This window comes from Testudinibacter sp. P27/CKL/0425, from assembly GCF_052931395.1.
Genome location: NZ_CM128801.1, coordinates 1,451,182 through 1,474,115, shown reverse-complemented (window position 1 = coordinate 1,474,115; position 22,934 = coordinate 1,451,182). Strand labels below are relative to the sequence as shown.

At 42.9% G+C, this 22,934-nt stretch carries 21 protein-coding genes; 11 read left to right on the top strand and 10 right to left on the bottom strand.

The features are described 5' to 3' along the window. Positions 1–48: 48 nt before the first annotated feature. The 4 genes from ACUHGC_RS07285 to ACUHGC_RS07270 all read left to right on the top strand — a co-directional run bounded on the left by ACUHGC_RS07285 (position 49) and on the right by ACUHGC_RS07270 (position 4,535). Positions 49–2,904, top strand: a complete 2,856-nt coding sequence (locus ACUHGC_RS07285; RefSeq protein ID WP_446832687.1) for a valine--tRNA ligase — start codon at positions 49–51, stop codon at positions 2,902–2,904. Positions 2,905–3,051: 147 nt separating this feature from the next. Then, a complete protein-coding gene (locus tag ACUHGC_RS07280) occupies positions 3,052–3,939 on the top strand; it encodes an IS256 family transposase, variant Zn-binding type (RefSeq protein ID WP_446834810.1) in 888 nt (295 codons plus the stop codon). A 90-nt stretch (positions 3,940–4,029) separates the two neighbouring features. Next, positions 4,030–4,101 (top strand): hypothetical protein, encoded by a 72-nt coding sequence (locus tag ACUHGC_RS07275; protein WP_446834866.1) that lies wholly within the window; start codon positions 4,030–4,032, stop codon positions 4,099–4,101. Between the two features lie 11 nt (positions 4,102–4,112). Then, positions 4,113–4,535 carry an integrase core domain-containing protein gene (locus tag ACUHGC_RS07270; protein WP_446832686.1) on the top strand — a complete coding sequence of 141 codons (423 nt, stop codon included), beginning with the start codon at positions 4,113–4,115 and terminating at the stop codon, positions 4,533–4,535. Positions 4,536–4,643: 108 nt separating this feature from the next. On the opposite strand, the gene neuC is transcribed toward ACUHGC_RS07270, so the two are convergent. The 4 genes from neuC to ACUHGC_RS07250 are packed head-to-tail and all read right to left on the bottom strand — an operon-like array spanning position 4,644 to position 8,740. Continuing rightward, positions 4,644–5,807, bottom strand: a complete 1,164-nt coding sequence (neuC, locus tag ACUHGC_RS07265; protein WP_446832685.1) for a UDP-N-acetylglucosamine 2-epimerase — start codon at positions 5,805–5,807, stop codon at positions 4,644–4,646. Beyond that, complete coding sequence (locus tag ACUHGC_RS07260; protein WP_446832684.1) at positions 5,804–7,066, bottom strand: cytidylyltransferase domain-containing protein; 1,263 nt, start codon at positions 7,064–7,066, stop codon at positions 5,804–5,806. The genes neuC and ACUHGC_RS07260 overlap by 4 nt, the downstream gene beginning before the upstream one ends. A 5-nt stretch (positions 7,067–7,071) precedes the next feature. Further along, a complete protein-coding gene (gene neuB, locus ACUHGC_RS07255; protein ID WP_446832683.1) occupies positions 7,072–8,115 on the bottom strand; it encodes an N-acetylneuraminate synthase in 1,044 nt (347 codons plus the stop codon). Further along, positions 8,108–8,740, bottom strand: a complete 633-nt coding sequence (locus ACUHGC_RS07250) for an acetyltransferase (RefSeq protein ID WP_446832682.1) — start codon at positions 8,738–8,740, stop codon at positions 8,108–8,110. Before ACUHGC_RS07250 ends, neuB begins: the two co-directional genes overlap by 8 nt. Before the next feature lie 218 nt (positions 8,741–8,958). Here ACUHGC_RS07250 and ACUHGC_RS07245 point away from each other — a divergent pair, with 218 nt between their 5' ends. The 4 genes from ACUHGC_RS07245 to ACUHGC_RS07230 all read left to right on the top strand — a co-directional run bounded on the left by ACUHGC_RS07245 (position 8,959) and on the right by ACUHGC_RS07230 (position 13,997). Continuing rightward, a complete protein-coding gene (locus ACUHGC_RS07245; protein WP_446832681.1) occupies positions 8,959–9,621 on the top strand; it encodes an acylneuraminate cytidylyltransferase family protein in 663 nt (220 codons plus the stop codon). A 17-nt stretch (positions 9,622–9,638) separates the two neighbouring features. Then, positions 9,639–10,481 carry a 3-deoxy-8-phosphooctulonate synthase gene (kdsA, locus tag ACUHGC_RS07240; RefSeq protein ID WP_446832680.1) on the top strand — a complete coding sequence of 281 codons (843 nt, stop codon included), beginning with the start codon at positions 9,639–9,641 and terminating at the stop codon, positions 10,479–10,481. 153 nt (positions 10,482–10,634) lie between these two features. Next, positions 10,635–12,692 (top strand): capsular polysaccharide biosynthesis protein, encoded by a 2,058-nt coding sequence (locus tag ACUHGC_RS07235; protein WP_446832679.1) that lies wholly within the window; start codon positions 10,635–10,637, stop codon positions 12,690–12,692. A gap of 66 nt (positions 12,693–12,758) precedes the next feature. Further along, complete coding sequence (locus tag ACUHGC_RS07230) at positions 12,759–13,997, top strand: capsule biosynthesis protein (RefSeq protein WP_446832678.1); 1,239 nt, start codon at positions 12,759–12,761, stop codon at positions 13,995–13,997. 48 nt (positions 13,998–14,045) lie between these two features. Here ACUHGC_RS07230 and ftsH read toward each other — a convergent pair whose 3' ends face one another. Continuing rightward, entirely contained in the window at positions 14,046–15,977 is a 1,932-nt protein-coding gene (gene ftsH, locus ACUHGC_RS07225; RefSeq protein WP_446832677.1) for an ATP-dependent zinc metalloprotease FtsH, read from the bottom strand. A 61-nt stretch (positions 15,978–16,038) separates the two neighbouring features. After that, complete coding sequence (gene rlmE / locus ACUHGC_RS07220; protein WP_446832676.1) at positions 16,039–16,668, bottom strand: 23S rRNA (uridine(2552)-2'-O)-methyltransferase RlmE; 630 nt, start codon at positions 16,666–16,668, stop codon at positions 16,039–16,041. A gap of 138 nt (positions 16,669–16,806) precedes the next feature. On the opposite strand from rlmE, the gene yhbY reads away from it, so the two are divergent. Then, complete coding sequence (gene yhbY / locus ACUHGC_RS07215; protein WP_446832675.1) at positions 16,807–17,106, top strand: ribosome assembly RNA-binding protein YhbY; 300 nt, start codon at positions 16,807–16,809, stop codon at positions 17,104–17,106. Positions 17,107–17,319: 213 nt separating this feature from the next. Here yhbY and greA read toward each other — a convergent pair whose 3' ends face one another. Further along, the gene (gene greA, locus ACUHGC_RS07210; protein ID WP_446832674.1) at positions 17,320–17,799 is read right to left on the bottom strand and encodes a transcription elongation factor GreA; all 480 of its coding nucleotides are present in this window, start codon (positions 17,797–17,799) and stop codon (positions 17,320–17,322) included. A gap of 221 nt (positions 17,800–18,020) precedes the next feature. Here greA and dacB point away from each other — a divergent pair, with 221 nt between their 5' ends. Both dacB and tpx read left to right on the top strand, forming a co-directional pair. After that, on the top strand, positions 18,021–19,469 hold the full coding sequence (dacB, locus tag ACUHGC_RS07205) for a serine-type D-Ala-D-Ala carboxypeptidase (RefSeq protein ID WP_446832673.1): 1,449 nt from the start codon (positions 18,021–18,023) through the stop codon (positions 19,467–19,469). A gap of 18 nt (positions 19,470–19,487) precedes the next feature. Beyond that, positions 19,488–19,985: a thiol peroxidase gene (tpx, locus tag ACUHGC_RS07200; protein ID WP_446832672.1), complete on the top strand. Its 498-nt coding sequence runs from the start codon at positions 19,488–19,490 to the stop codon at positions 19,983–19,985. A gap of 53 nt (positions 19,986–20,038) precedes the next feature. Here the strand turns inward: tpx and ACUHGC_RS07195 are convergent, their stop codons facing one another. The 3 genes from ACUHGC_RS07195 to ACUHGC_RS07185 form a co-directional block, all read right to left on the bottom strand. After that, positions 20,039–20,833 (bottom strand): ABC transporter ATP-binding protein, encoded by a 795-nt coding sequence (locus ACUHGC_RS07195; RefSeq protein WP_446832671.1) that lies wholly within the window; start codon positions 20,831–20,833, stop codon positions 20,039–20,041. Positions 20,834–20,838: 5 nt separating this feature from the next. Next, positions 20,839–21,738 carry an ABC transporter permease gene (locus ACUHGC_RS07190; protein WP_446832670.1) on the bottom strand — a complete coding sequence of 300 codons (900 nt, stop codon included), beginning with the start codon at positions 21,736–21,738 and terminating at the stop codon, positions 20,839–20,841. A gap of 163 nt (positions 21,739–21,901) precedes the next feature. Beyond that, on the bottom strand, positions 21,902–22,879 hold the full coding sequence (locus ACUHGC_RS07185; protein ID WP_446832669.1) for an ABC transporter substrate-binding protein: 978 nt from the start codon (positions 22,877–22,879) through the stop codon (positions 21,902–21,904). Between the last annotated feature and the right edge of the window lie 55 nt (positions 22,880–22,934).

Genomic DNA, 22,934 nt, shown 5'->3' with positions numbered 1-22,934 from the left:
TATAGCATCATAGAAAGTGCGGTAGCACATCACAAAAAGAAAGAGAATATGGAAACCACCTATAATCCACAGAATATCGAACAGCGTTTGTACCGCACTTGGGAACAAAACGGCTATTTTAAACCGTCAGAAGATTGCTCTGCGCCAAGCTACAGCATTGCGATCCCGCCGCCGAATGTCACCGGCAGCTTGCACATGGGGCATGCGTTTCAACAAACCTTAATGGATACATTAATCCGTTATCACCGCATGCAGGGCGATAACACGCTATGGCAGGCGGGAACGGATCACGCCGGTATTGCCACCCAAATGGTGGTGGAGCGCAAAATCGCCGCGGAAGAGGGCAAAACCCGTCACGATTTCACCCGTGAAACCTTTATCGACCGCATTTGGCAATGGAAAGCGGAATCAGGCGGCACAATCAGCCAGCAAATGCGCCGTATCGGCAACTCGGTTGATTGGGATCGTGAACGTTTCACCATGGACGAAGGCTTGTCCGATGCGGTGAAAGAGGTGTTTGTACGCTTGCATGAAGAGGGCTTGATTTACCGTGGCAAACGCTTGGTGAACTGGGATCCGAAGCTCCACACCGCCATTTCAGATTTGGAAGTGGAAAACCGTGAATCAAAAGGCAGCTTGTGGCATTTCCGCTATCCGCTCGCGAACGGGGCGAAAACCACAGACGGTTTGGATTATTTAGTGGTGGCAACCACGCGCCCTGAAACTGTTTTGGGCGATACCGCGGTAGCGGTCCACCCTGAAGATGAGCGTTATCAATCGCTTATCGGCAAAACCGTACAGTTACCACTGGCAAACCGTGAAATTCCGATTGTGGCAGATGAATATGTGGATCGTGAATTTGGCACAGGCGTGGTGAAAATCACCCCTGCGCACGATTTCAACGACTACGAAGTGGGCAAACGCCATCAATTGCCGATGGTGAATGTGCTGACGCTGAATGCTGATATTCGTGAACAGGCAGAAGTGCTGAACAGTGACGGCAAAGCGAATACCGAATATCAAGCGTTTATCCCTGAACATTATCGCGGCTTAGAGCGGTTTGCGGCGCGTAAACAGCTGGTGGCAGAGTTTGAAGAACTGGGCTTGTTGGATCAAATTAAACCGCACGATCTAAAAGTGCCTTATGGCGATCGTGGCGGCGTGCCGATTGAGCCGATGCTGACCGATCAATGGTATGTCAGCATTGCGCCATTGGCGCAAACCGCAATTAAAGCGGTGGAAGACGGCGACATTCAATTTGTGCCGAAACAGTATGAAAACCTGTATTTCTCGTGGATGCGTGATATTCAAGATTGGTGTATCTCTCGCCAATTATGGTGGGGACACCGCATTCCTGCGTGGTATGACGAAGCTGGCAATGTGTATGTGGCGCGTGATGAAGCCGAAGTGCGGTCTAAACATAATATCTCTGCCGATGTGGTGCTGCGTCAAGATGATGACGTGTTGGATACCTGGTTCTCTTCAGGCTTGTGGACGTTCTCTACCCTCGGCTGGCCAAAACAAACGCCGGATTTGGCGATGTTCCACCCGACCAATGTGTTGATCACAGGGTTTGATATTATCTTCTTCTGGGTGGCGCGTATGATCATGTTTACCATGCACTTTATCAAAGATAAAGACGGTAAACCGCAAGTGCCGTTCAAAACCGTGTATGTCACGGGGCTGATCCGTGATGATAACGGGCAAAAAATGTCGAAATCGAAAGGCAACGTGATCGATCCGTTGGATATGATTGACGGCATTGATTTAGAAGCCTTAGTGGAAAAACGCACTGGCAATATGATGCAGCCGCAATTGGCGGAAAAAATCGAAAAAGCCACTCACAAGGCATTTCCAAACGGCATTAACCCGCACGGCACTGATGCGCTGCGTTTCACCTTGGCGGCGTTGGCATCAACAGGGCGTGATATTAACTGGGATATGAGCCGGTTAGAGGGCTACCGCAATTTCTGTAATAAATTGTGGAACGCCAGCCGCTTTGTGCTGATGAACGCAGAGGGCAAAGAGTGCGGCTTTGGTGAGGGCGAAAAAGAGCTGTCATTGGCGGATCGCTGGATTTTGGCGGAATACAACAACACGGTACAAGCGTTCCGTCAGGCGTTGGATAACTACCGCTTCGATTTAGCGGCGAATATTCTGTATGAGTTTACCTGGAATCAGTTCTGTGACTGGTATTTGGAATTAACCAAACCCGTATTCAACAGCGGCAGCGAAGCACAACAGCGTGGCACACGCCACACATTATTAAGCGTGTTGGAAAGCTTGTTGCGTTTAGCGCACCCGATCATTCCGTTTATTACAGAAGAGATCTGGCAGCGTGCGAAAGGGTTGGTTGGCGTAACGGGCGACACCATTATGTTGCAGCCGTTCCCAAGTTATCAAGCAGAATTGGCGGATCAAACCGCACTTGATGAAATCACATGGTTGAAAGAGATCATTGTTAATGTGCGTAATATCCGTGCGGAGAAAAACATTCCGCCAAGCAAAGGCTTAGATCTGTTGCTGCGCAATTTAAGCGACAATGAAATTGCGTGCTTAAAGAAAAACCGTGCGTTGTTGCAAAACATGGCGAAGTTGGATTCAATTCAGTTACTGGCACAAGGCGACGGCGCACCGTTATCGGTCGCGAAGTTAGTTGGCAGCAATGAATTGCTTGTGCCGATGGCAGGTTTTATTGATAAAACTGCAGAGTTGGCCCGCTTGAACAAAGAAATCGAACGTTTCCAAAATGAGATCGCTCGTATCGAAAATAAATTGTCGAACGAAGGCTTTGTGTCAAAAGCCCCACCGGCGGTGATCGATAAAGAGCGCTCAAAAATGGAGGAATACCAAGACGGACTTGAGAAATTAAAAGCGCAGTATTTGAGTATTGAAGCGTTGTAATCTCATCAGCTTTGGGCTGATTGAATAAAAAACCGGCATAGTAGACAAAAATGTGGCTGAAATCTCGCTTAATCCCTTATAGAATAAGGCGTTAAGTGAGATTTTTTAAAATGACCAAAAAATTGCTATTTCTGTGGTTCAGAACACATTAAAAAACACGGTAAAAATTCAGGCAAGCAACGCTATAAATGCTTGGATTGTTTACGGACATATTCTCACACAAATTACCTTCAATCCGCCCAAATCTGGCACGATTACACCGTCGGAAAACAGACGTATAAGCAGCTTGCGTTAACCTATGATTGTTCGGTCAGGACTATCCAAAGGCACCTGAAAAAAGCCCCTAAAACGCCACTCAGCACACCGCAAACCACAATGTTGAATCTTATTATGGATGTCACTTTTTTCGGGCCACAATTCGGCGTATTAGTCATAATGGATTCCCGCTCAAAAAAGGTGATTTACCACCAAATCGTTCGTACCGAAAAGGACATTTACTATACCAAAGCCATCAATCGATTGCGTAAAAAAGGATTTATTATTCAATCTATTACTTGCGATGGGCGACGGGGCTTATTGAAAGATATATTTAATACGCCAACCCAAATGTGCCAATTTCACCTTGTTGCAATGGTGATTCGCAAGCTGACGAGAAACCCTAAATCCGTTGCCGGAAAGGAACTGAAAACAATGGTTAAAACACTCAAGCAGAGTCACAAAAATGACTTTTATGTCCGTTTGCATCACTGGTTTTTGCAGCATAAAGCTTACTTAGAAGAACGGTCTGATATACCCGATAATCAGGGTAAATTTCCTTATAAACATCGCAAATTGAGAGGGGCTTATGCCAGTATTAAACGCTATATGGATTACTTGTTTGTCTTTGAAAAATACCCGGAGTTACGGATAGAAAAAACGACAAATCGGCTGGAAGGGCTGTTTAAGGATTTAAAGCAGAAATTATCCGTTCATAATGGACTAAACCGAAGGAATAAGATTATGTTTATACAGGATTTTTTGAATAAAAAGAGCTAGAAAAACTAGCGCTTTAAGAGGAGTAGCCACAAAAATGTCTAATAGAAGCTTAGATCTCAAAATCAGCCACATTTTTGGCTACTATGCCTAATTTTAGCCCGCGCGGGTTCTAAAGGAATTCCTAACAAAAATATGCAATTAGTAAAGGGAATCAGTCTGTAAAATCTCCATGATTGATTTCTATTCTACACATAAGTTGTATTATTTTAAGGGATGGTTACAACTATCTTGACCGACTTGCAGAGATTTATGGTTATCCCAATAAAATTCGTTATGATAACGGGAGTGAATTTACCTCGCGTAAATTTAACGCGTGGGCAGGCAAGCACGGGATAAAGATTGATTATATTGAACCGGGCTCACCTTACCAAAACGGCTTTATTGAACGATTTAACCGCTCTTATCGAGAACAAGTGCTAAATCTGCACTTGTTTAGAAACTTTGCAGAAGTTCAAGATTTAACAGCAGATTGGTTAGAGCAATATAATGATGAACGACCACATGAATCATTGGGTCACATGACACCAAGTGAGTATAAAACAAACAATAATGTCTACTTTTTAGGTTGTTTTAATTATGGGAGGGGTTACAGATAAAATATATGTGGGCGACTATATCTGAATAACCAAGAATCCTTAATGAATTCCAGAGGATTATTAAATAATTTACTAAACTTGCTCATAAGATATCTCTACACTACTTCTCTATTTTAAATCAAAGAAATCTTTTACTGCCATTTTTTTTATAGATGATAAAAAATCCTTAATATATTTATGACATTTATCTGAAGCATAATCTTTAAAGTACGGGTTTATCGAATTAATTAAAGAAAATTGAAACTCTTCAGTCAGAATTTTTTCAATTCCATTAACAATTACAGTCCTTTCAACTTCAACATCAATTACTGTTTCACCTCGAACTCGTCCCTTTTGGCGATCACCAATATTTACCGTTCCAATTTTTAAAGTTGGAGCTTCAATTAATCCAGAAGATGAATTACCAATTAATCCACATGAATTTTTGATCAGAGATAAATATTCTTCTGTCGAAACAGAGGTGAAAAATTTACAGTTATTTTTTGTTGAAAATTTTGTAAACATTTTATAGATTTTATCAGATCCCGTATCAGAGTTTGAACCAATAAAAACAAATTGAAAATGTTTGAAATGACTTAATGCAGCTAATAATTCCCCTACTTGTTCCGCAATATCTTTACCTGTAATTGTTTCAGGGTGAAATACAACCACAAAATATGGGTGCTCGAGAGAATTTATCAGATTATTTTTTACTAACTCATCTTTGGAGAGTAATGAAAACTTTGTAACATTTTCAGCCCCCAAAGCCCCAACATTAAATACTGTGCTCGAATTCTCACCCAACTGAATAACCCGCTTGCGATATTCCTCAGTGGCAACAAGATGCATACGTGACATTTTAGTGATACTATGCCGTATAAATTCATCATAGTTACCTAGTGTTTTTTCTCCACCATGTAGGTGTATTATCGGGATATTATGCATAGCTGCAGCAATAGCCACCGACATCATTTCATAGCGATCGCCCAGAATAATAACGGCATCAAACTTTTCTTGTTGAAAGTAATCACCAAATTTTTTTAAACAATCCGCCATAGATGAAACAACATCTTGATTAGTTGAATTTTCCATACTAATTGGGATTGATTCATAGATAGTGAAGCCATCATTTAAGATCTGTTGATATGTATTTCCATATTTGGGATCTAAGTGCATAGCTGTTACAATGATATGGAAATCTATATCCGGATCATTATCTAATGATGCTAATAATCTTTTCACAATACCATATTCAGCTCTTGATCCTGTTATATAGGCTATCGATCTTTTCATGTTAATGCCTCTGTAATAATTTTTTCCAATACCCGATATCCCTGCGAATTTAGATGCAATCCATCATTTGTATAATCAAAATTCAATTTTCCATATTTATCTGACATAAGTTTATTGAGCTCAATAAATTTAACTTTGTCTATAAATATATTTTGTAAACTATCATTTAATCTCTTAATGATCCGATTATCTCTATCAGCTCTAAATGTTGTATATAGTGTTTCAAGTAAATAAATTTTGGCGCTAGGATTTATCTGCTTTAATTTTGAAATTATTTCATTAATCCAAGTGATACTATCTTCAATTTTCCAATTTTCTATAACAATATCATTTGTCCCTAAAAATATTAATACTTTATCTCCTAATAATTTCAATAAACCATTATTAATAATAAGATCCAGATATTCTTTAGAATTGATTCCAGATATACCAAGATTATTAACTGTATTATTTCCTAGCGTTTCAATATTCCACTGATCAAACATAGAATGCCCAATTAATGTAATATTTTTAACAACATTAAAATTATCAAGTTTCTCTTTTATTCTTTTTTCAATAGTAAGATCAAGATTTTTTCTTTTATTTTTTAATGTTAAAAGAAAGTATAAATACTCAAAATCATCTCTATTATCAATATCTAATGAACTTTTTTTATCCATGATATAAGCTATAGATCTATTACCAAAAAAATGCTTATTCATTAAATAAGGAACCGTTTTTGCTATAAAAATAGCTCCATTGGGAGAGTATTCATCATATTGCTGTCGAGTATAGTTAGTAAAATCTGAATGAAAATGAGCTAAACTACTATTATTATCTATAGGTTTTATTAAAGTTGAAGATTTATCTGATTTAACAACAGAAACAAGAAAATCAAAATCATTTTTTTTATCTTCGAATAATTTTATCGCATTCCTAATATGCTCTGAATCACGTAAAGGAGATGTTGGCTGTAATAATACGAGACTATCAAATTTCTCTGATGCATATCTATCTAATACATCTTTTATAACAACAAAAGAACTCGCAGAGTCTCCTGAAATTGATTTATCACGAATAACAACATCAATAGGGTAATTTGAAATTAAATCTTTATACTCTTCTGAATCGGTAGAAACAACTATTCTATCAAAAGCATCTGATTTAATCGCCGCTTCAATCGTATAGACCATTAAAGGCTTGCCTTCTAAAAGTAATACATTTTTATTCGGCAATCCCTTAGAGCCAGATCTAGCAGGAATAATTGCGATCTTTTTCATATTTTTCAATCATTTCCTTGGTTAGCAAAACGCATATCAATGATTAACTCATCTTCTTGAAAGTCTCTTTGTGCTTCTTTCCCCAACAGTGAATACCAATCCAGAGGGCTAATCCCATTTCCAGGCCTTTTTGTGGTAAGATTTTGTTCAGTAAAAATATCGCCTTTTTTAATAGCTTTATCTGCAACAATGGATTTTCTAGCAACTATTTTATTCTTTCTTTCGGAATCAGTCACTAGTTTATCTTCATGGCCTAGAGCCTGCTCGATGATTCGGATTCCACGACATAATTGCGCTAATTCGTCAGGTGTAACTGATGCTCTATGATCGGGGCCCGGTAAGTTTTTATCAAGCGTAAAGTGTTTTTCTATAAAAGTAATCCCATATGCGACAGCAGCAACGCCAGCAAAGTACCCTTCTGAGTGATCCGAAAACCCTATTTCAAATTCAGGAAATTGTTTTCTTAGTCCAATAATAGACTTTAAATTTACATCTTTTAAAGGGGTTGGATATTCAGTATTACAATGCAATATCGTAATATCTGCAGGATTCATCCCATTTTCTATAAGAATATTTAGAGCAATGCGAATCTCACTAATTTCTCCCATACCAGTTGAAATAATTACTTTCTTATTCTCAATAGGAAGGCGCACAATTTTTTCTAAGTAAGGAAGATTTGTTAATTCGCCTGAAGGAATTTTCCATATTTTTTGGTGCTTCGATGCAAGGAAATCAACTGATTCCATATCAAATGCCGTTGAAAATACATCAAGTCCTAAAGAAACTGCATATTCTTCCAAAGATGAGTAATTGTTATAGCTTAGTTCTAGCTTTTTAGTCATATCTAATTGACTTTCATCAGCATCTGTTACTTTTTTCTGATACTCTGCTTTTGGTGCAAACTTCGATATTAAGCGATCAGCCTTGAAAGTTTGAAATTTGACTGCATCAACACCACAGTCTTTTGCCTTTTCAATCATTAACCGTGCTCTTTGCGTATCGCCATTATGATTACAACCAATTTCAGCAACTATATATACTTTATTCATGATTATCTCTTAAATATTTTGCAGGAACTCCTGCTACCACAACATTATCAGGCACATTTCTGATGATCACTGAGCCTGAGCCAATCAATGCATTACTCCCGATGGTAATCTGCCCATTGGTTACACAGCTACTGCCAATAAAGCTAAAATCACCAACTATCACATCTCCATTTAGAGTCACATTAGTCGAAATATTACAATGATTACCTATACTATTACCATGCTCTACTAGTGCTTTCGTATTTACTATAGTATCATCACCAATAGTTGAACAACTATTAATGATTACCGATTTACCGATGTAAACTCCTTCTCCAATAGCCGCCATACGAGATACAAAGGCGGTATTATCAATTACCGTTATTATTTTTAATTCGTATTTTTTGAGTATTTGGTATTTATCATATCGATGACGATTATTACCTATTGCTATGAAATATTTATAGTTTTCTTTATTTTCCAATAACTCTATATCATTTGCTAAGATAGAATAACCTAGATAAATGCTCCCAACATCTTTGAATGAGTCAATAAATCCAACTACATTATATCTATTTAAGTCTAATGAGTCTAAAACAGACTTAGCAAATCCACCGGCACCAATAATAATTAATTGTTCGCGCATTTTATAGCCTCAACTTTACATTCGGGGCTACTCCTTCCCATTAAGAAGCCCCACTAAACCCAATTCTAGTATACTCATAATCTACTGTAAATACAGTAATATTTCATTTAAGCATTATTATGCTGTTCCAAAAGTGGAATCAGCTTGCAACATCAAACTCAATTACCCTATAATAAGTATAAGTAATCATATTTAATGCAATCAAATAATTTTCACTTATGCAAAAGATCGCGACTGTCCTTGCTAGAGCTGGTTCTAAAGGAATCCCAAATAAAAATCTTCAATTGGTTAAAGGTATTAGCCTTATAGGCAGAGCTATTATATCTGCCCAACAATGTAATTATTTTGACAAAATTATCGTTTCCACTGATGGAAAGCGGATTGCTGAAGAAGCCCAAAAATACGGTGCAGAAGTTGTTTTCCGCCCAGAACATCTTGCCACTGATAGTGCAAAATCTATTGACTCATTGCTATACACTTTTAGCTCCAAAAATATTACTTCAGGTCTATCAGTAATGCTACAGCCTACAAGTCCTTTCAGAACCGCCGAAGATATTATGGCAGCAATAGAAATTCATAAAATAAATCAGAGAGAGCTAGGATGTGTAGTGTCTGTTAAAGAGATGGAAGAGCACCCATATAAAATGCTAATATGGGACGGTGTTAGTTATACACCGATTTCTAACGCTAAGTATTTAGAATATCCAAGACAATCGTTACCAAAAGTTGTAAAACATAATGGTGCAATTTATGTTAATCGAGTTGAAGATTTGATCCAACATCAGCGATTTTTTATTGAACCGATTGGAACATATCTTATGCCGGAAGATCGCTCCACTGACATTGACACTATTGAAGATTTATTAAAAGCGAATGCTTAAGAACATTAATCTATATCATGAATATAAAACTTAATAATATTACAATCAACAACAACTCCCCCTTCACCCTTTTCGGCGGTATCAACGTCCTTGAGGATCTTGATTCCACGCTGAAAGCCTGTGAGCAATATGTGAATATCACTTCAAAACTGAACATTCCGTTTGTGTTTAAGGCTTCTTTTGACAAGGCTAACCGTTCTTCGATCCATTCTTACCGTGGTGTTGGCTTGGAAGAAGGGATGAAAATTTTCGCGCAGGTGAAAAAAGAGTTTAATGTGCCGGTGATCACCGATGTGCATGAGCCTTGGCAGGCTGAGCCTGTGGCGGAAGTGGTTGATGTAATTCAGCTGCCGGCATTTTTGGCGCGTCAAACCGATTTGGTTCATGCGATGGCGAAAACCGGGCGGGTGATTAATATCAAAAAACCACAGTTTTTAAGCCCGCATCAAATGCGCAATATTGTGGAGAAATTCAAAGAAGCGGGCAATGATCAGCTGATTCTTTGTGAACGCGGCGTGAATTTTGGTTACGACAATTTAGTGGTTGATATGCTCGGCTTTGGCATTATGAAAAAAGTCAGCGGCAATATGCCGGTGATTTTTGATGTCACCCACTCGCTGCAACAGCGTGAAGCCGGTGCGACTGCGTCTGGCGGGCGTCGCAACCAAGTGTTGGATTTGGCATTAGCCGGCATAGCGACCCGTTTAGCCGGTTTGTTCTTGGAATCCCATCCAAATCCGGATCAAGCGAAATGTGACGGCCCAAGTGCGCTGCCATTAAGCTTACTGGAGGATTTCTTGCTGCGCGCCAAAACTGTTGATGAAACGGTGAAATCCTTTGCGCCGTTAGATATTCAATAATGAGCAAGATAAAGGGGAGTAAAATCCCCTTTAGTATTATAATTCAGCAAAAATATTCCTTTAGTGCTATGAATACGATTTAATTTTGATTGTCATAACAAAAACAGTTATTTACTCTGCCCATTCTGCCACAACTCCTGATATAATAGCGGCATGAAATCAAATATCCAATCCACAGCGCTAATTTTCTCTCGCAGAATATTAAAAACGCCTAATTTGGCATCTTTTTTATTCGGTGACAAAATTATCGCAAAGGCACTTTTTTCGACACCGGCTGCTGATAAAGTTATCGGCTGGGGACTTCGCCCGTCAACAAAGAAAGCTCGCGCTTATGCTGAGCAGCATCATTTGCCGTATATTGCCTTAGAGGACGGATTTTTACGCTCTTTAGGGCTGGGAGTTGATAATTATCCGCCATTTTCAATGGTGTATGACGATCTCGGAATCTATTACGACACAACCCGCCCGTCACGATTAGAGAAACTTATTTTAGCAGCTGATATTAATACCGAATTATCGCAACAAGCCGAAACCGTACTTGAGCTGATTTGCCGCTATCAATTGTCCAAATATAACCATGCGCCTGATTTTACTGCTGAACAAACAAATGATAAAAAAATCGTGTTGGTGATTGATCAGACTTTTGGCGATATGGCGGTGAAATACGGGCAAGCCAATAGTGATAGTTTTCAAACTATGCTGCAAAGTGCGGTGGCTGAAAATCCCGATGCTGAAATTTGGGTGAAAACGCATCCGGATGTGATTAGCGGTAAGAAAAAAGGCTATTTGACCGCACTTGCCGATAACGAGCAAATTCGTTTGTTAGCGGCAGATCTGAATCCTATCTCATTATTAAAGCAGGTTGATTGCGTTTATTGTGTGACATCACAAATGGGATTTGAAGCATTATTGGTAGGGAAAAAAGTTGTGACCTTCGGGCTGCCTTGGTTTGCCGGTTGGGGGCTGACTGATGATCGCCATGAAAATATTGCGCAACTACGCCAACAACAGCGCCGCGCCGACCGCACTTTACGCCAACTATTTGCCGCCGCATACTTGCAATACAGTCGTTACATCAACCCGAACACCGGACAACCCGGTTCAATCTTCAAGGTAATTGACTATCTGCAACAGGCAAAAACACTGAACCAGCGGCTGAGTGGGAATCTGTATTGCATTGGAATGTCACTATGGAAACGTGCCGTCATCAAACCTTTTTTCACCTTTCCGTCCTGCCGGCTGCATTTTGTTTCCTCGATCGACAAACTCAAGAAAAAATCTTTGCCGGACAATGCCAGATTGCTGATTTGGAGCCAAGGCAAAGATGAGGTTATTGATTATGCCAATAATCTGCCGATCCTACGCATGGAGGACGGTTTTATTCGTTCCGTCGGGCTTGGTTCAAATTTAGTCGCGCCGCTGTCGTTAGTGATTGATGATTTGGGAATTTACTTTAATGCACAAACGCCTTCGCGCTTGGAAGTGATCCTGCAGAATTATGTTTTTTCCGATTCGGATTTACAATTGGCGAAACAGCTGCAAACGCAATTAATTCAAAGCCATATTGGAAAATACAATGTCGGCGAATCTGAATTTTCGCTGCGCATGCCAAATAAAAAGATTATCTTAGTACCGGGGCAGGTGGAAGACGATGCCTCGATCCGTTTTGGATCACCACAAATTAAAAGCAACTTGGAGCTCCTTAAGCAAGTGCGGTTAAACAATCCGGAAGCCTATATTCTGTATAAGCCTCATCCCGATGTACTAAGCGGCAACCGTATTGGCGCCATTCCGGAACAACAGGCTCGTCGTTATGCCGATGATATCGTTGAAAATATCAATATTTTAAATTGTATTCAACAAGTTGACGAGGTGCATACCCTAACTTCACTCGCCGGTTTTGAAGCCTTGCTGCGTGGAAAAATCGTACATTGTTATGGCTTGCCGTTCTATTCCAATTGGGGATTAACCGTTGATCATCTTTCATTAGCAAGACGACAGCGAAAACTCAGCTTAGCGCAACTAATTTGCGCAACACTGGTCTATTATCCGCAGTATGTTGATCCGAATACCCGCAAAATGACGAATGCTGAAAATGCCATTCGCATATTATTGCAACAAAAATCTCAGCTAAAGAACAGCGGATTACAACGCCACTGGCTAAAAAAGCAACTAACAAAGTTAAGGCATCTGTATTGGTCTCTAAAATAAGCGATTAAATTCCTTTTTTATTTTAATTTGGTAAGATAATTAAAACATTTATTCTGTTGGGGTTATATGGTTAGCCATAATTTAGATGAACTAATAATATCCGCCGATCGTATCCTACTATTACAAGGGCCCATAGGCTCTTTTTTCTATGACTTTTCCGAATGGTTACAATCACACGGAAAAACTATTTACAAGATTAACTTTAATGCCGGGGATGAATATTTTTATCCCACTTCAACCGGCAATACGCTGGCTTACCGCGCCGGATTAGATCAATTTCAAGATTATCTGGCTGATTTATGTACTCAGCACAATATTGATACGATAATTTGCTTTGGTGACAACCGTCATTATCATAAAAGCGCAAGAGAAACTTGTCGCAACTTAAATATCTCATTTTGGGCATTTGAGGAAGGCTATTTTCGTCCGGATTATGTTACATTTGAAAAAGACGGCGTTAATGCTTTTTCGAGTATTCCGCGTGAAAATACCTTCTTTTCAAATATTTGCCCACAAGTGCCGGAGCCCAAAGCACCGGAAAAAGTTGCTCAAGGTTTTATCCCTTTAGCTAAATTGGCAATCTGTTATTATTGGAATGCGTATACCAAGCGTAAACAATATCCTTACTATCAACACCACCGTATTTTAAACGTGCTCTATTACATTAAATTATGGGGTATCTCCGGGGTTAAGCGGTTTAATTATGCTTTGCGTGACCACATTTTTGCTAAAAAAGTCGAACGTGGTCAATTTGGGGATTTTTATATTCTGCCGTTGCAAGTTTATGATGACAGCCAAGTGCGCGTACATAGCGATTACAGCAGCGTTGAATCCTTTCTAAAGGAAGTCTTAGACTCTTTTGTCAAAAATGCGCCATCTGATTTAACCTTGATTATTAAACATCATCCAATGGATCGCGGATTTATTGATTACGGAAAAACCATTCAGGAATATATCGATCGCTACCCTGATTTGAAAAAGCGTATATTTTATATCCATGATGTGCCTATGCCTGTTTTTTTACGCTATGGAAAAGGCATGGTGACATTAAATAGCACCAGCGGAATTTCCGCGTTATTACACGGTATGCCGGTGATGACAATGGGCAGAGCGCATTATAATATTCCGGGCTTAACCTATCAGGGAAAACTGGATGACTTTTGGCATAATCCGGGCAAGCCGGATATGGATCTATTTTCCGCTTATCGCCGTTTCCATCTTAATAAAACACATATCAACGGCAGCTTTTATAATCGTGTTATTTTGCGTTATCCCTATAACCAACCGCGCGAACAAAGCAAATAAAAAAGCCTGTCGATTTTTCGGCAGGCTTCGTTTTTGATTAATTCAATCTTACTCTTTGTCTTTCGGATCGGAATCCTTGTCATCATCTTCGGAAATCACTTCTTCCTCAAGTTCATGGCTTTTTGCAGCTTGTTCCTGCGGCTCGGATTTACCCGACGATGATTCGCCGTCCCAACCCGGCGGAGGTGTGACCGGACGGCGCGCCATCAACTGTTCGATCTGCTCTTCTTCAATGGTTTCATATTTCATCAGCGCGTCTTTCATCGCGTGTAGAATATCCATGTTTTCTTGCAGCAATTGTCTGGCTCTGCTGTAGTTGCGGTTTACGATAGACCGCACTTCCTCATCGATTAAGTGCGCAGTTTCGTCGGACATGTGCTTAGCTTTTGCCATTGAACGCCCTAAGAACACTTCGCCGTCATCTTCCGAATACAGAATCGGCCCCAGGCTCTCGGAGAAGCCCCATTCAGTGACCATTTTGCGTGCAATATTGGTCGCCACTTTAATGTCGTTTGAGGCGCCGGTGGAAATATTTTCTTCACCGTAAATCAGATCTTCCGCCAAACGTCCTGCGTATAATGTTGAAAGCTTACTTTCCAGCTGTTTATGGCTGATGCTCACTTGATCGCCTTCCGGCAGGAAGAAGGTTACACCCAATGCACGTCCACGCGGGATAATCGTCACTTTATGCACCGGATCGTGTTCCGGCACAAGATAACCAACAATCGCATGCCCTGCTTCATGATAGGCGGTCGATTCTTTCTGTTTCTCGGTCATGATCATGGTGCGGCGTTCCGGCCCCATGTTAATTTTATCTTTGGCTTTTTCAAACTCGACCATTGTCACAATACGTTTATTGGTACGCGCTGCGAACAATGCCGCTTCGTTAACCAAGTTCGCCAAATCTGCGCCGGAATAGCCCGGCGTACCGCGAGCAATCACCATCGGATCAACATCCGGTGAAATCGGCACTTTGCGCATATGGACTTTTAGAATGTGTTCACGACCACGCACATCCGGCAAACCGACAGTAACCTGACGGTCAAAACGTCCCGGACGGGTTAACGCCGGATCCAATACGTCCGGGCGGTTAGTCGCCGCAATCACGATCACACCGGAATTGCCTTCAAAGCCGTCCATTTCAACCAGCATTTGGTTTAAGGTTTGCTCACGTTCATCATGCCCGCCACCCAGACCTGCTCCACGCTGACGACCGACTGCGTCAATTTCATCAATAAAAATCAAACAAGGTGCGGATTTTTTCGCTTGGTCAAACATATCACGCACCCGTGATGCGCCCACCCCGACAAACATTTCAACGAAGTCTGAACCGGAAATGGTAAAAAACGGCACTTTGGCTTCACCGGCAATCGCTTTTGCCAGCAAGGTTTTCCCCGTTCCCGGAGGCCCGACCATCAAGATCCCTTTTGGAATTTTACCGCCCAATTTTTGGAACTTGCTTGGATCGCGCAGGAAATCCACCACTTCGCCCACTTCTTCTTTGGCTTCGTCACAACCCGCCACGTCAGAAAAGCGCGTAGTGTTTTGCTCTTCGGTCATCATGCGGGCTTTACTTTTACCAAAGCTCATCGCTTTGCCGCCACCGCCCTGCATTTGGCGCATGAAAAACACCCATACCCCGATCAGCAATAACATCGGGAACCATGAAATCAAAATTTGAGAAAATAAACTGCGTCTTTCCGGCGGAGTTCCGGAAACTTTGACATTTTTCTTGATTAAATCATCTAAAATTTTGGCGTCGTAAATCGGCATCACGGTTTGATAACGGTCGCCGTTATTTTTGGTCACCGTAATTTGGCTGTCATCGAACCGCGCTTCTGTAACCTGACCGTTGCCAATATCATTCACGAACGTGGTGTAATCCACCCCGCCTCTGGCTTCCGAGTCGGAATTAAAACTTTGAAACACGGACATCAGAATCACACCGATTACCGTCCACAAAATTAAGTTTTTTATCATGTCGTTTTTCAAGGGTTGACCTCGTTTATTTCCTTGTTTAACAAACCGGTAGCATAGATTACTATAATTTGTAACCTGTTGCTACAATATATACCTCGCGCGAACGCCCGCGCGACGCCTCAGGCTTACGCACTTTAACCACACTGAACAGAGAGCGAATCTCTCTCAGATACTCATCAAAGCCTTCCCCCTGAAAAACTTTTACCACAAAACTGCCTTTCGGCGCCAGCACCTGACGGCACATATCCAACGCCAGTTCCACCAGATACATCGCGCGCGGAATATCCACCGACGGCATCCCGCTGAAATTCGGTGCCATATCCGACAGCACCACATCAACTTTGTCTTCACCGACCCGCTCTAAAAGTGCGGTCAGCACGTTTTCATCACGAAAATCCCCTTGCAGGAAATCCACGCCGGCAATCGGATCCATATCTAAAATATCGCAAGCAATTACTCGTCCATTGCCGCCAATTTGTTTGACCACATACTGCGACCAGCCGCCCGGCGCCGCACCCAAATCCACCACCGTCATGCCAGGTTTGAACAGACGATCCGATTGCTGGATTTCATCAATTTTAAAATAAGCGCGTGAACGTAATTTTTGTTTATGCGCTTTTTGCACAAATTGATCTTTAAAGTGTTCATTTAGCCAGCGACTTGAGCTTGCCGAACGTTTTTTCTTTCCCATTTTCCGTTTCTCTTGCGATAATTACCGAATTAAACGGCAACTATGATAATATGGCGTTCAAATTGATAGATTCAAGGCGTATAGCCAATTTATTTATCGTTTCTATCTTGGATTATACCTAATTTAAAAGGATTTTTTATGGCTATCAGCTTAACTACCAAACAAAAACAATATTTGAAAGGCTTGGCGCACAATTTAAAACCGGTTGTGATGCTTGGCGCGAACGGTTTGACGGAAAGCGTCGCCGCCGAAATTGACAATGCAATCAGCCACCATGAGCTGATTAAAGTGAAAATTGCCGGTGCGGAGCGCGAAACTAAACAACTGATTATTGACGCCATTGTGCGCGAAACCAATTCCGCCGCGGTGCAGTTAATCGGTCATACCTTGGTGCTGTATCGCCCGGCGAAAGAGCCGACCATTCGTTTACCGAAATAATCTCTCCCTTCCCTCCCCCAGCCTTCGGCAGCCCCCTCCGTAAACGGAGAGGGCGAAATATACTAATAACTATTTGAAATAAATCCCTTTTCCTTCCATCCGTTTGCGGAGAACGGCGAAACTATAGTAATAGCTGTTTGAAATAAATTTTTCCCTCCCTCCACTTGCGGAGAGAGGTGTCCGAAGGACGGAGGGAGGCAATTTCAGCTATTATTATGCCTGATACAACACGTCCACAATATCAAATTCGACTTTACCGCCCGGGGTGGTGATGATCACATTGTCTTCCACCTCTTTGCCGATCAATCCGCGGGCAATCGGAGAATTGACCGAAATCAAACCGCTCTTGATGTCGGCTTCGTCATCACCGACAATTTTATACTGCATCTCTTCTTCGGTTTCCACGTTCATCAGCACAACGGTTGCACCAAAAATCACTTTACCGTTATTTTTCAGCTTAGTGATGTCGATAATCTGACAATTTGACAGCTTGGCTTCGATATCTTGGATTCTGCCCTCGCAAAACCCCTGCTGCTCGCGTGCCGCGTGGTATTCGGCATTTTCTTTCAAATCGCCGTGTTCGCGCGCTTCGGCAATCGCTTTGATAATTTCCGGACGACGCACATTTTTTAAGTAATCCAGTTCTTCTTTTAATTTTTCTGCGCCGCGCACAGTCATCGGAATCTGTTTCATAACGTTCTCGCTTATTCTATTTTTGACAGACAAAATAAAACCACAGCATAATCACTTATGCTGTAGCAAAAATATCAACATGATCAAACGGCAATGATTTACACAGCATGACAATTTTAGCTGGAAATAACCATTTACCAATTTAACGGATAACTCTATTATGGAGATCTTATAAAAAAAGGCAACCCAAAACCGCAGCCCAAGTGCACAATAGTCAAATTATGAAACGATTTTTTTCTGTCCGTTTAAAAGCGCTCTCTTTTTCGTTAATCAGCCTCTCTTTCCTGAGCTCATCGGCACAAGCCGCAGTCGATATTGCCGGTTATATCCCGCAATTGCCAAGCGGCGCAAGTGTCGGTTTTGTGGCGGAAAATCTACATAATCGCCAGATTATCGCCGATCATAATCAGCAAATTCTGATGCTGCCCGCCAGCACCCAAAAAGTGTTTACCGCACTTGCCGCCAAACTGGTGCTCGGTGACCAATTCCAATTTACCACCGAGCTGGTCAGCACCGCCAAAATCAGCAACAAAACCCTGCAAGGCGATCTCGGCATCCGTTTCAGCGGCGATCCGACCTTAACCAGCGGACAGTTATATCAGCTGCTGGCACAGATAAAACAACAAGGGATCGACACCATTAACGGCAACATCGTGCTGGATACGCGAATTTTTAACAGCCATGATCGCGGTTTAGGCTGGATTTGGAATGATTTAACCATGTGTTTCAATGCGCCGCCGTCGGCCGCCAGCATTGACGGCAACTGCTTTTCAGTGAATCTCGACGCTTCCGGCGCTGTCGGCGAATGGGTGCAAGCCAGTGTGCCGTCGCATTTTCCGGTGCAAGTGTTCAGCCAAGTGCGGATCGTATCGGCAAAAGAAGCGGGAAATTGCGCGTTTGATGTGGTGGTGAAAGATAATAACCGTTACACCCTGCAAGGCTGCATGGCGCGCCAAGCCAAACCGTTCGGATTGAGTTTTGCAGTGCAGGATCCCGATAGTTATGCCATTTCGATTATGATGACCCAGCTGAAAAAATTAGGCATTAAGGTGAAAGGCAACATTATGTTGGCGGTCAGTCCGACCAAAGGCAACGTGTTGGCAAGTCACGCCTCTAAACCGCTGCCCGATTTGCTGAAAACGATGATGAAAAAATCGGACAACCAGATTGCCGACAGCCTGTTCCGCCGCATTGGTTATCAATATTATCAAAAACCGGTTTCTTTTCAGCAAAGTGCGGTGGCGCTGCGCCAAATTTTAACCCGCCAGGCAAAGGTTGATTTCGGCAACAGCCAAATCGCCGACGGTTCCGGGCTATCGCGCCAAAATCTGATCAGCCCGACCGCACTTTTACAGACGTTAGACTATATTAATGCAAATGATGCCCAGCTGAATTTATTAACCACATTTCCGATCGCCGCCCACGACGGCACCTTAAGCGGGCGCGGTTCAATGGGCGAAGCGCCGCTGGCGAAAAACTTAATTGCCAAAACCGGCGCGCTGAAAGGGGTTTATAATTTAGCCGGATTCATGCAAAATGCTAAGGGCGAGCGAATTGCTTTCGTCCAGTTTATCAACGGCTATTCCACCGGCGATCTCGAAAGCAAAACCAAGCGTAGCCCGCTAGTGAATTTTGAAAAAAGTGTGTTCACCGCACTTTACCACGACTAAATCCAAAAGGAGAACATGATGACAAAGGTAACCCTAGGCGGCAATCCGATTGATGTACAAGGTAATTTCCCGCAAAGTGGCGACAGCGTTGCCGATTTTAAATTAGTCAAAACCGATTTAAGCGAGGCGGGATTAGCCGACTACCAAGGCAAACGCAAAATTTTAAATATTTTCCCGAGTATCGACACCGGCGTTTGCGCCACTTCGGTTCGCAAATTTAATCAGCAAGCGGCCGAATTAGACAACACAGTGGTGTTGTGTATCTCTGCCGATTTGCCATTTGCGCAAGCGCGTTTTTGTGGTGCCGAAGGCTTGGAAAATGTGGTCGCGCTGTCTAATTTCAGAAACCGCACTTTTGCCGAAAACTTGGGCGTGGCGATCACCAGCGGCCCATTAAGCGGCTTAACCGCAAGAGCGGTGATTGTGTTAGATGAAAACGATCGCGTGTTGCACAGTGAATTAGTAGCGGAAATTAAGCAAGAGCCGAACTATGACGCGGCATTAGCCGTGCTTTAATAAACCGGCAAAACAAACGGGCAGCGCAGATCACATGCACTGCCCGTTTTTGATTAATCCAGCAATAAGCTATCGTCGGTGATCTCCTCTCCACGTGTTTTTTCAAACATATGCAGCAAATCCGGCACGTCCATTTTATCGCGAATTTCACCTTTCACGTCCAGCACCACTTGCCCCTGATGCAACATCACGGTGCGTTCACCGTGATCTAAGGCTTGGCGCATAGAATGGGTCACCATCATCACCGTCAAATTATTCTCTTTCACGATGCGATCAGTCAATTCCATCACAAACGCCGCGGTTTTCGGATCGAGCGCGGCGGTGTGTTCGTCTAACAGCAAGATATTCGACGGCTGTAACGATGCCATCAGCAAACTGACCGCCTGCCGTTGCCCGCCGGAAAGCAGCCCCATGCGATCGGTCAGGCGGTTTTCCAGCCCCAATTTCAACATCGACAATTTTTCACGGAACAGCTCGCGCGCCGGTTTATTGGTGAAAAACGATAAGCCGCGTTTTCTGCCGCGGTTATAAGCCAGCGCCATATTTTCTTCAATCGTCAACGCTTCACAAGTGCCGAGCATCGGATCTTGAAACACCCGCGCCACCGACGCCGCCCGCTGCCAAGTGCCCTTGCGCGTGACGTCTTTGCCGTTCAAATACACCTTGCCGGAATCCACCAAATAATCGCCGCAAATCGCATTTAATAGCGTGGATTTCCCCGCGCCGTTGCTGCCGATCACGGTGACAAATTCGCCTTCGGAAATATCGAGCGACAGCCCGCGTAATACCGGATTTTCAATCGGCGTACCGCGATTGAAAGTAATTCTAAGATCGTCTAATTTCATCATAAGCGTTACGACTTCTTGGCTAAAAATTTACTTTTCATCTGCGGTGCAATCAGCACCAGCACCACCAAAATGGCAGTGACCAAATTCAGATCCTGCGCCCCGAACCCGATTTCGCGCAAGGTGTCGCTGCTCAACGCCACCGCGATAAAGAAGCGATATAAAATCGAGCCGACAACCACCGCTAAGGTGATCACCAAAATGCGTTTTGACGGAATCAGCGTTTCGCCGATAATCACCGCCGCGAGGCCGATTACAATTGTGCCGACCCCGATCGACATATCCGCGCCGCCTTGGGTTTGCACATACAACGAGCCGCCCAATGCAATCAAAGCGTTGGAAATCGCCATGCCGAGAAAAATCATTTTGCCGGTGGCAATGCCCTGCGCTTTCGCCATGCGCAGATTGGCGCCGGTGGCGCGCACTGCCAAGCCGACTTCGGTGTTAAAAAACCAATCCAGCGCCAATTTCGCCACAATTACGAATCCAAGCACAAATAGCGGTTGGATAATCAGTTGGTTACTGGCGTCTTCATTGATAAACGGTTCGTAGATTGTCGGTTCGTTTAACAGCGAAAGGTTCGGCGAACCCATCACGCGCAAATTCACCGAATACAGCGCAATCATCACCAAAATACTGGCAAGCAGTTGCAAAATTTTCAGCGAAACGTGCAGCCATGCCGTCACCAGCCCCGCTAACGCACCGGCAAATGCCGCAGCGATAGTGGAAAGCCACGGATCAACGCCGTTGACGATACACACCGCGCACACTGCGCCACCGAGCGGAAAGCTGCCGTCGGCAGTTAAATCGGGAAAGTCCAAAATTCGAAACGAGATAAGCACGCCGAGGGCGACCAAGGCGTAGATCAAGCCGATCTCTAACGCACCTAAAAATAAAACGGATGTCATAATAATCAATCTTTATCATCAAAACCGCACTTTGCCCTCAACTGAACGCTAAGTGCGGTATAAATAAAACCAGGCATAAATGTCTCGCTATACTATCACAGCGATACAGTTTTATGCCTGTAACATTTGCATCAACGCAACAGATTGCCTAAAAAACAGGCTATTATTCTTGCACGGCCTCTTTCGCCGAGTCGATTAACGCCTGCGGCACGTTAACACCAAAGGCTTTGGCGGATTTCAGATTCAAATGCAGATCCAATTTATCCATGGTTTTCACCGGCATACTTCCGGCTTTTTCGCCGTTCAGAATGTTCGCCATCATTTTGCCGGTCTCTTCGCCTAAGGTGTAATAGTTATTGGACAATGCTGCAATCGCGCCGCGCGCCACGGTGCTGGTGTCTGAAGCAACCAACGGAATGCCGGAATCCAGCGCCGCTTTATACAACGATTCATACGCTGAAACCACATTGTTGTCGGTGGAGGTGTAAATCAAATCCACTCTGCCTTTTAAGCTGCGCGCCGCAGTACCGATGTCGGTAGTGCGTGGTGCCGGGGCTTCCACCACTTCAAAGCCATTCGCTTTGCCTGCTTCCTGCAACTGTTTCAGCACCACCACCGAATTGACTTCGCCGGTGCTGTAAACATAACCAATTTTTTTCAGATTCGGAATAAGCTGTTTGATTAAATCAATTTGCGGCTGAATCGGCAAGGTATCCGATGCGCCGGTGACATTCGTGCCTGATGCGCCCCAATCTTTCACCAATTTCGCCGCCACCGGATCGGAAATCGCCGAAAACACCACCGGAATACTGCGGGTTGCCGCCACCACCGATTGCGCACTTGGCGTGCCGATTGCCAAAATCACATCCGGCTTGTCGCCGACAAATTTACGTGCGATTTGTGCCGCGGTTGCGGTGTTGCCTTGCGCACTTTGGAAATCCACTTTTAGATTTTTGCCTTGTTCATAGCCCGCTTTTTTCAATTCGGCTAACGCCCCTTCTCGCACCGCATCTAATGCCGGATGTTCGACAATCGCGGTGATCGCCACACTTTTCACCTCATTGGCAATCGCGCTGCTGCTCAACAAAACCGCACTTAACGTTGCCCATAATACATTTTTGACTGTTGTTGTTTTTTTCATGATTCACTCCTGTTAAGACAAAATTATCTTAGCGCTAAGATAATCAAGAGTTGTA

Excerpts from the sequence above, each read along its gene's own strand:
- ACUHGC_RS07260 (WP_446832684.1), bottom strand. The coding sequence starts at position 7,066 with ATGAAAAAGATCGCAATTATTCCTGCTAGATCTGGCTCTAAGGGATTG.
- yhbY (WP_446832675.1), top strand. The coding sequence starts at position 16,807 with ATGGCTATCAGCTTAACTACCAAACAAAAACAATATTTGAAAGGCTTG.
- ftsH (WP_446832677.1), bottom strand. The coding sequence starts at position 15,977 with ATGATAAAAAACTTAATTTTGTGGACGGTAATCGGTGTGATTCTGATG.
- neuB (WP_446832683.1), bottom strand. The coding sequence starts at position 8,115 with ATGAATAAAGTATATATAGTTGCTGAAATTGGTTGTAATCATAATGGC.
- ACUHGC_RS07190 (WP_446832670.1), bottom strand. The coding sequence starts at position 21,738 with ATGACATCCGTTTTATTTTTAGGTGCGTTAGAGATCGGCTTGATCTAC.
- dacB (WP_446832673.1), top strand. The coding sequence starts at position 18,021 with ATGAAACGATTTTTTTCTGTCCGTTTAAAAGCGCTCTCTTTTTCGTTA.
- greA (WP_446832674.1), bottom strand. The coding sequence starts at position 17,799 with ATGAAACAGATTCCGATGACTGTGCGCGGCGCAGAAAAATTAAAAGAA.
- neuC (WP_446832685.1), bottom strand. The coding sequence starts at position 5,807 with ATGAAAAGATCGATAGCCTATATAACAGGATCAAGAGCTGAATATGGT.
- ACUHGC_RS07245 (WP_446832681.1), top strand. The coding sequence starts at position 8,959 with ATGCAAAAGATCGCGACTGTCCTTGCTAGAGCTGGTTCTAAAGGAATC.
- tpx (WP_446832672.1), top strand. The coding sequence starts at position 19,488 with ATGACAAAGGTAACCCTAGGCGGCAATCCGATTGATGTACAAGGTAAT.
- ACUHGC_RS07230 (WP_446832678.1), top strand. The coding sequence starts at position 12,759 with ATGGTTAGCCATAATTTAGATGAACTAATAATATCCGCCGATCGTATC.
- ACUHGC_RS07285 (WP_446832687.1), top strand. The coding sequence starts at position 49 with ATGGAAACCACCTATAATCCACAGAATATCGAACAGCGTTTGTACCGC.
- ACUHGC_RS07195 (WP_446832671.1), bottom strand. The coding sequence starts at position 20,833 with ATGATGAAATTAGACGATCTTAGAATTACTTTCAATCGCGGTACGCCG.
- rlmE (WP_446832676.1), bottom strand. The coding sequence starts at position 16,668 with ATGGGAAAGAAAAAACGTTCGGCAAGCTCAAGTCGCTGGCTAAATGAA.
- ACUHGC_RS07250 (WP_446832682.1), bottom strand. The coding sequence starts at position 8,740 with ATGCGCGAACAATTAATTATTATTGGTGCCGGTGGATTTGCTAAGTCT.
- ACUHGC_RS07185 (WP_446832669.1), bottom strand. The coding sequence starts at position 22,879 with ATGAAAAAAACAACAACAGTCAAAAATGTATTATGGGCAACGTTAAGT.
- kdsA (WP_446832680.1), top strand. The coding sequence starts at position 9,639 with ATGAATATAAAACTTAATAATATTACAATCAACAACAACTCCCCCTTC.
- ACUHGC_RS07235 (WP_446832679.1), top strand. The coding sequence starts at position 10,635 with ATGAAATCAAATATCCAATCCACAGCGCTAATTTTCTCTCGCAGAATA.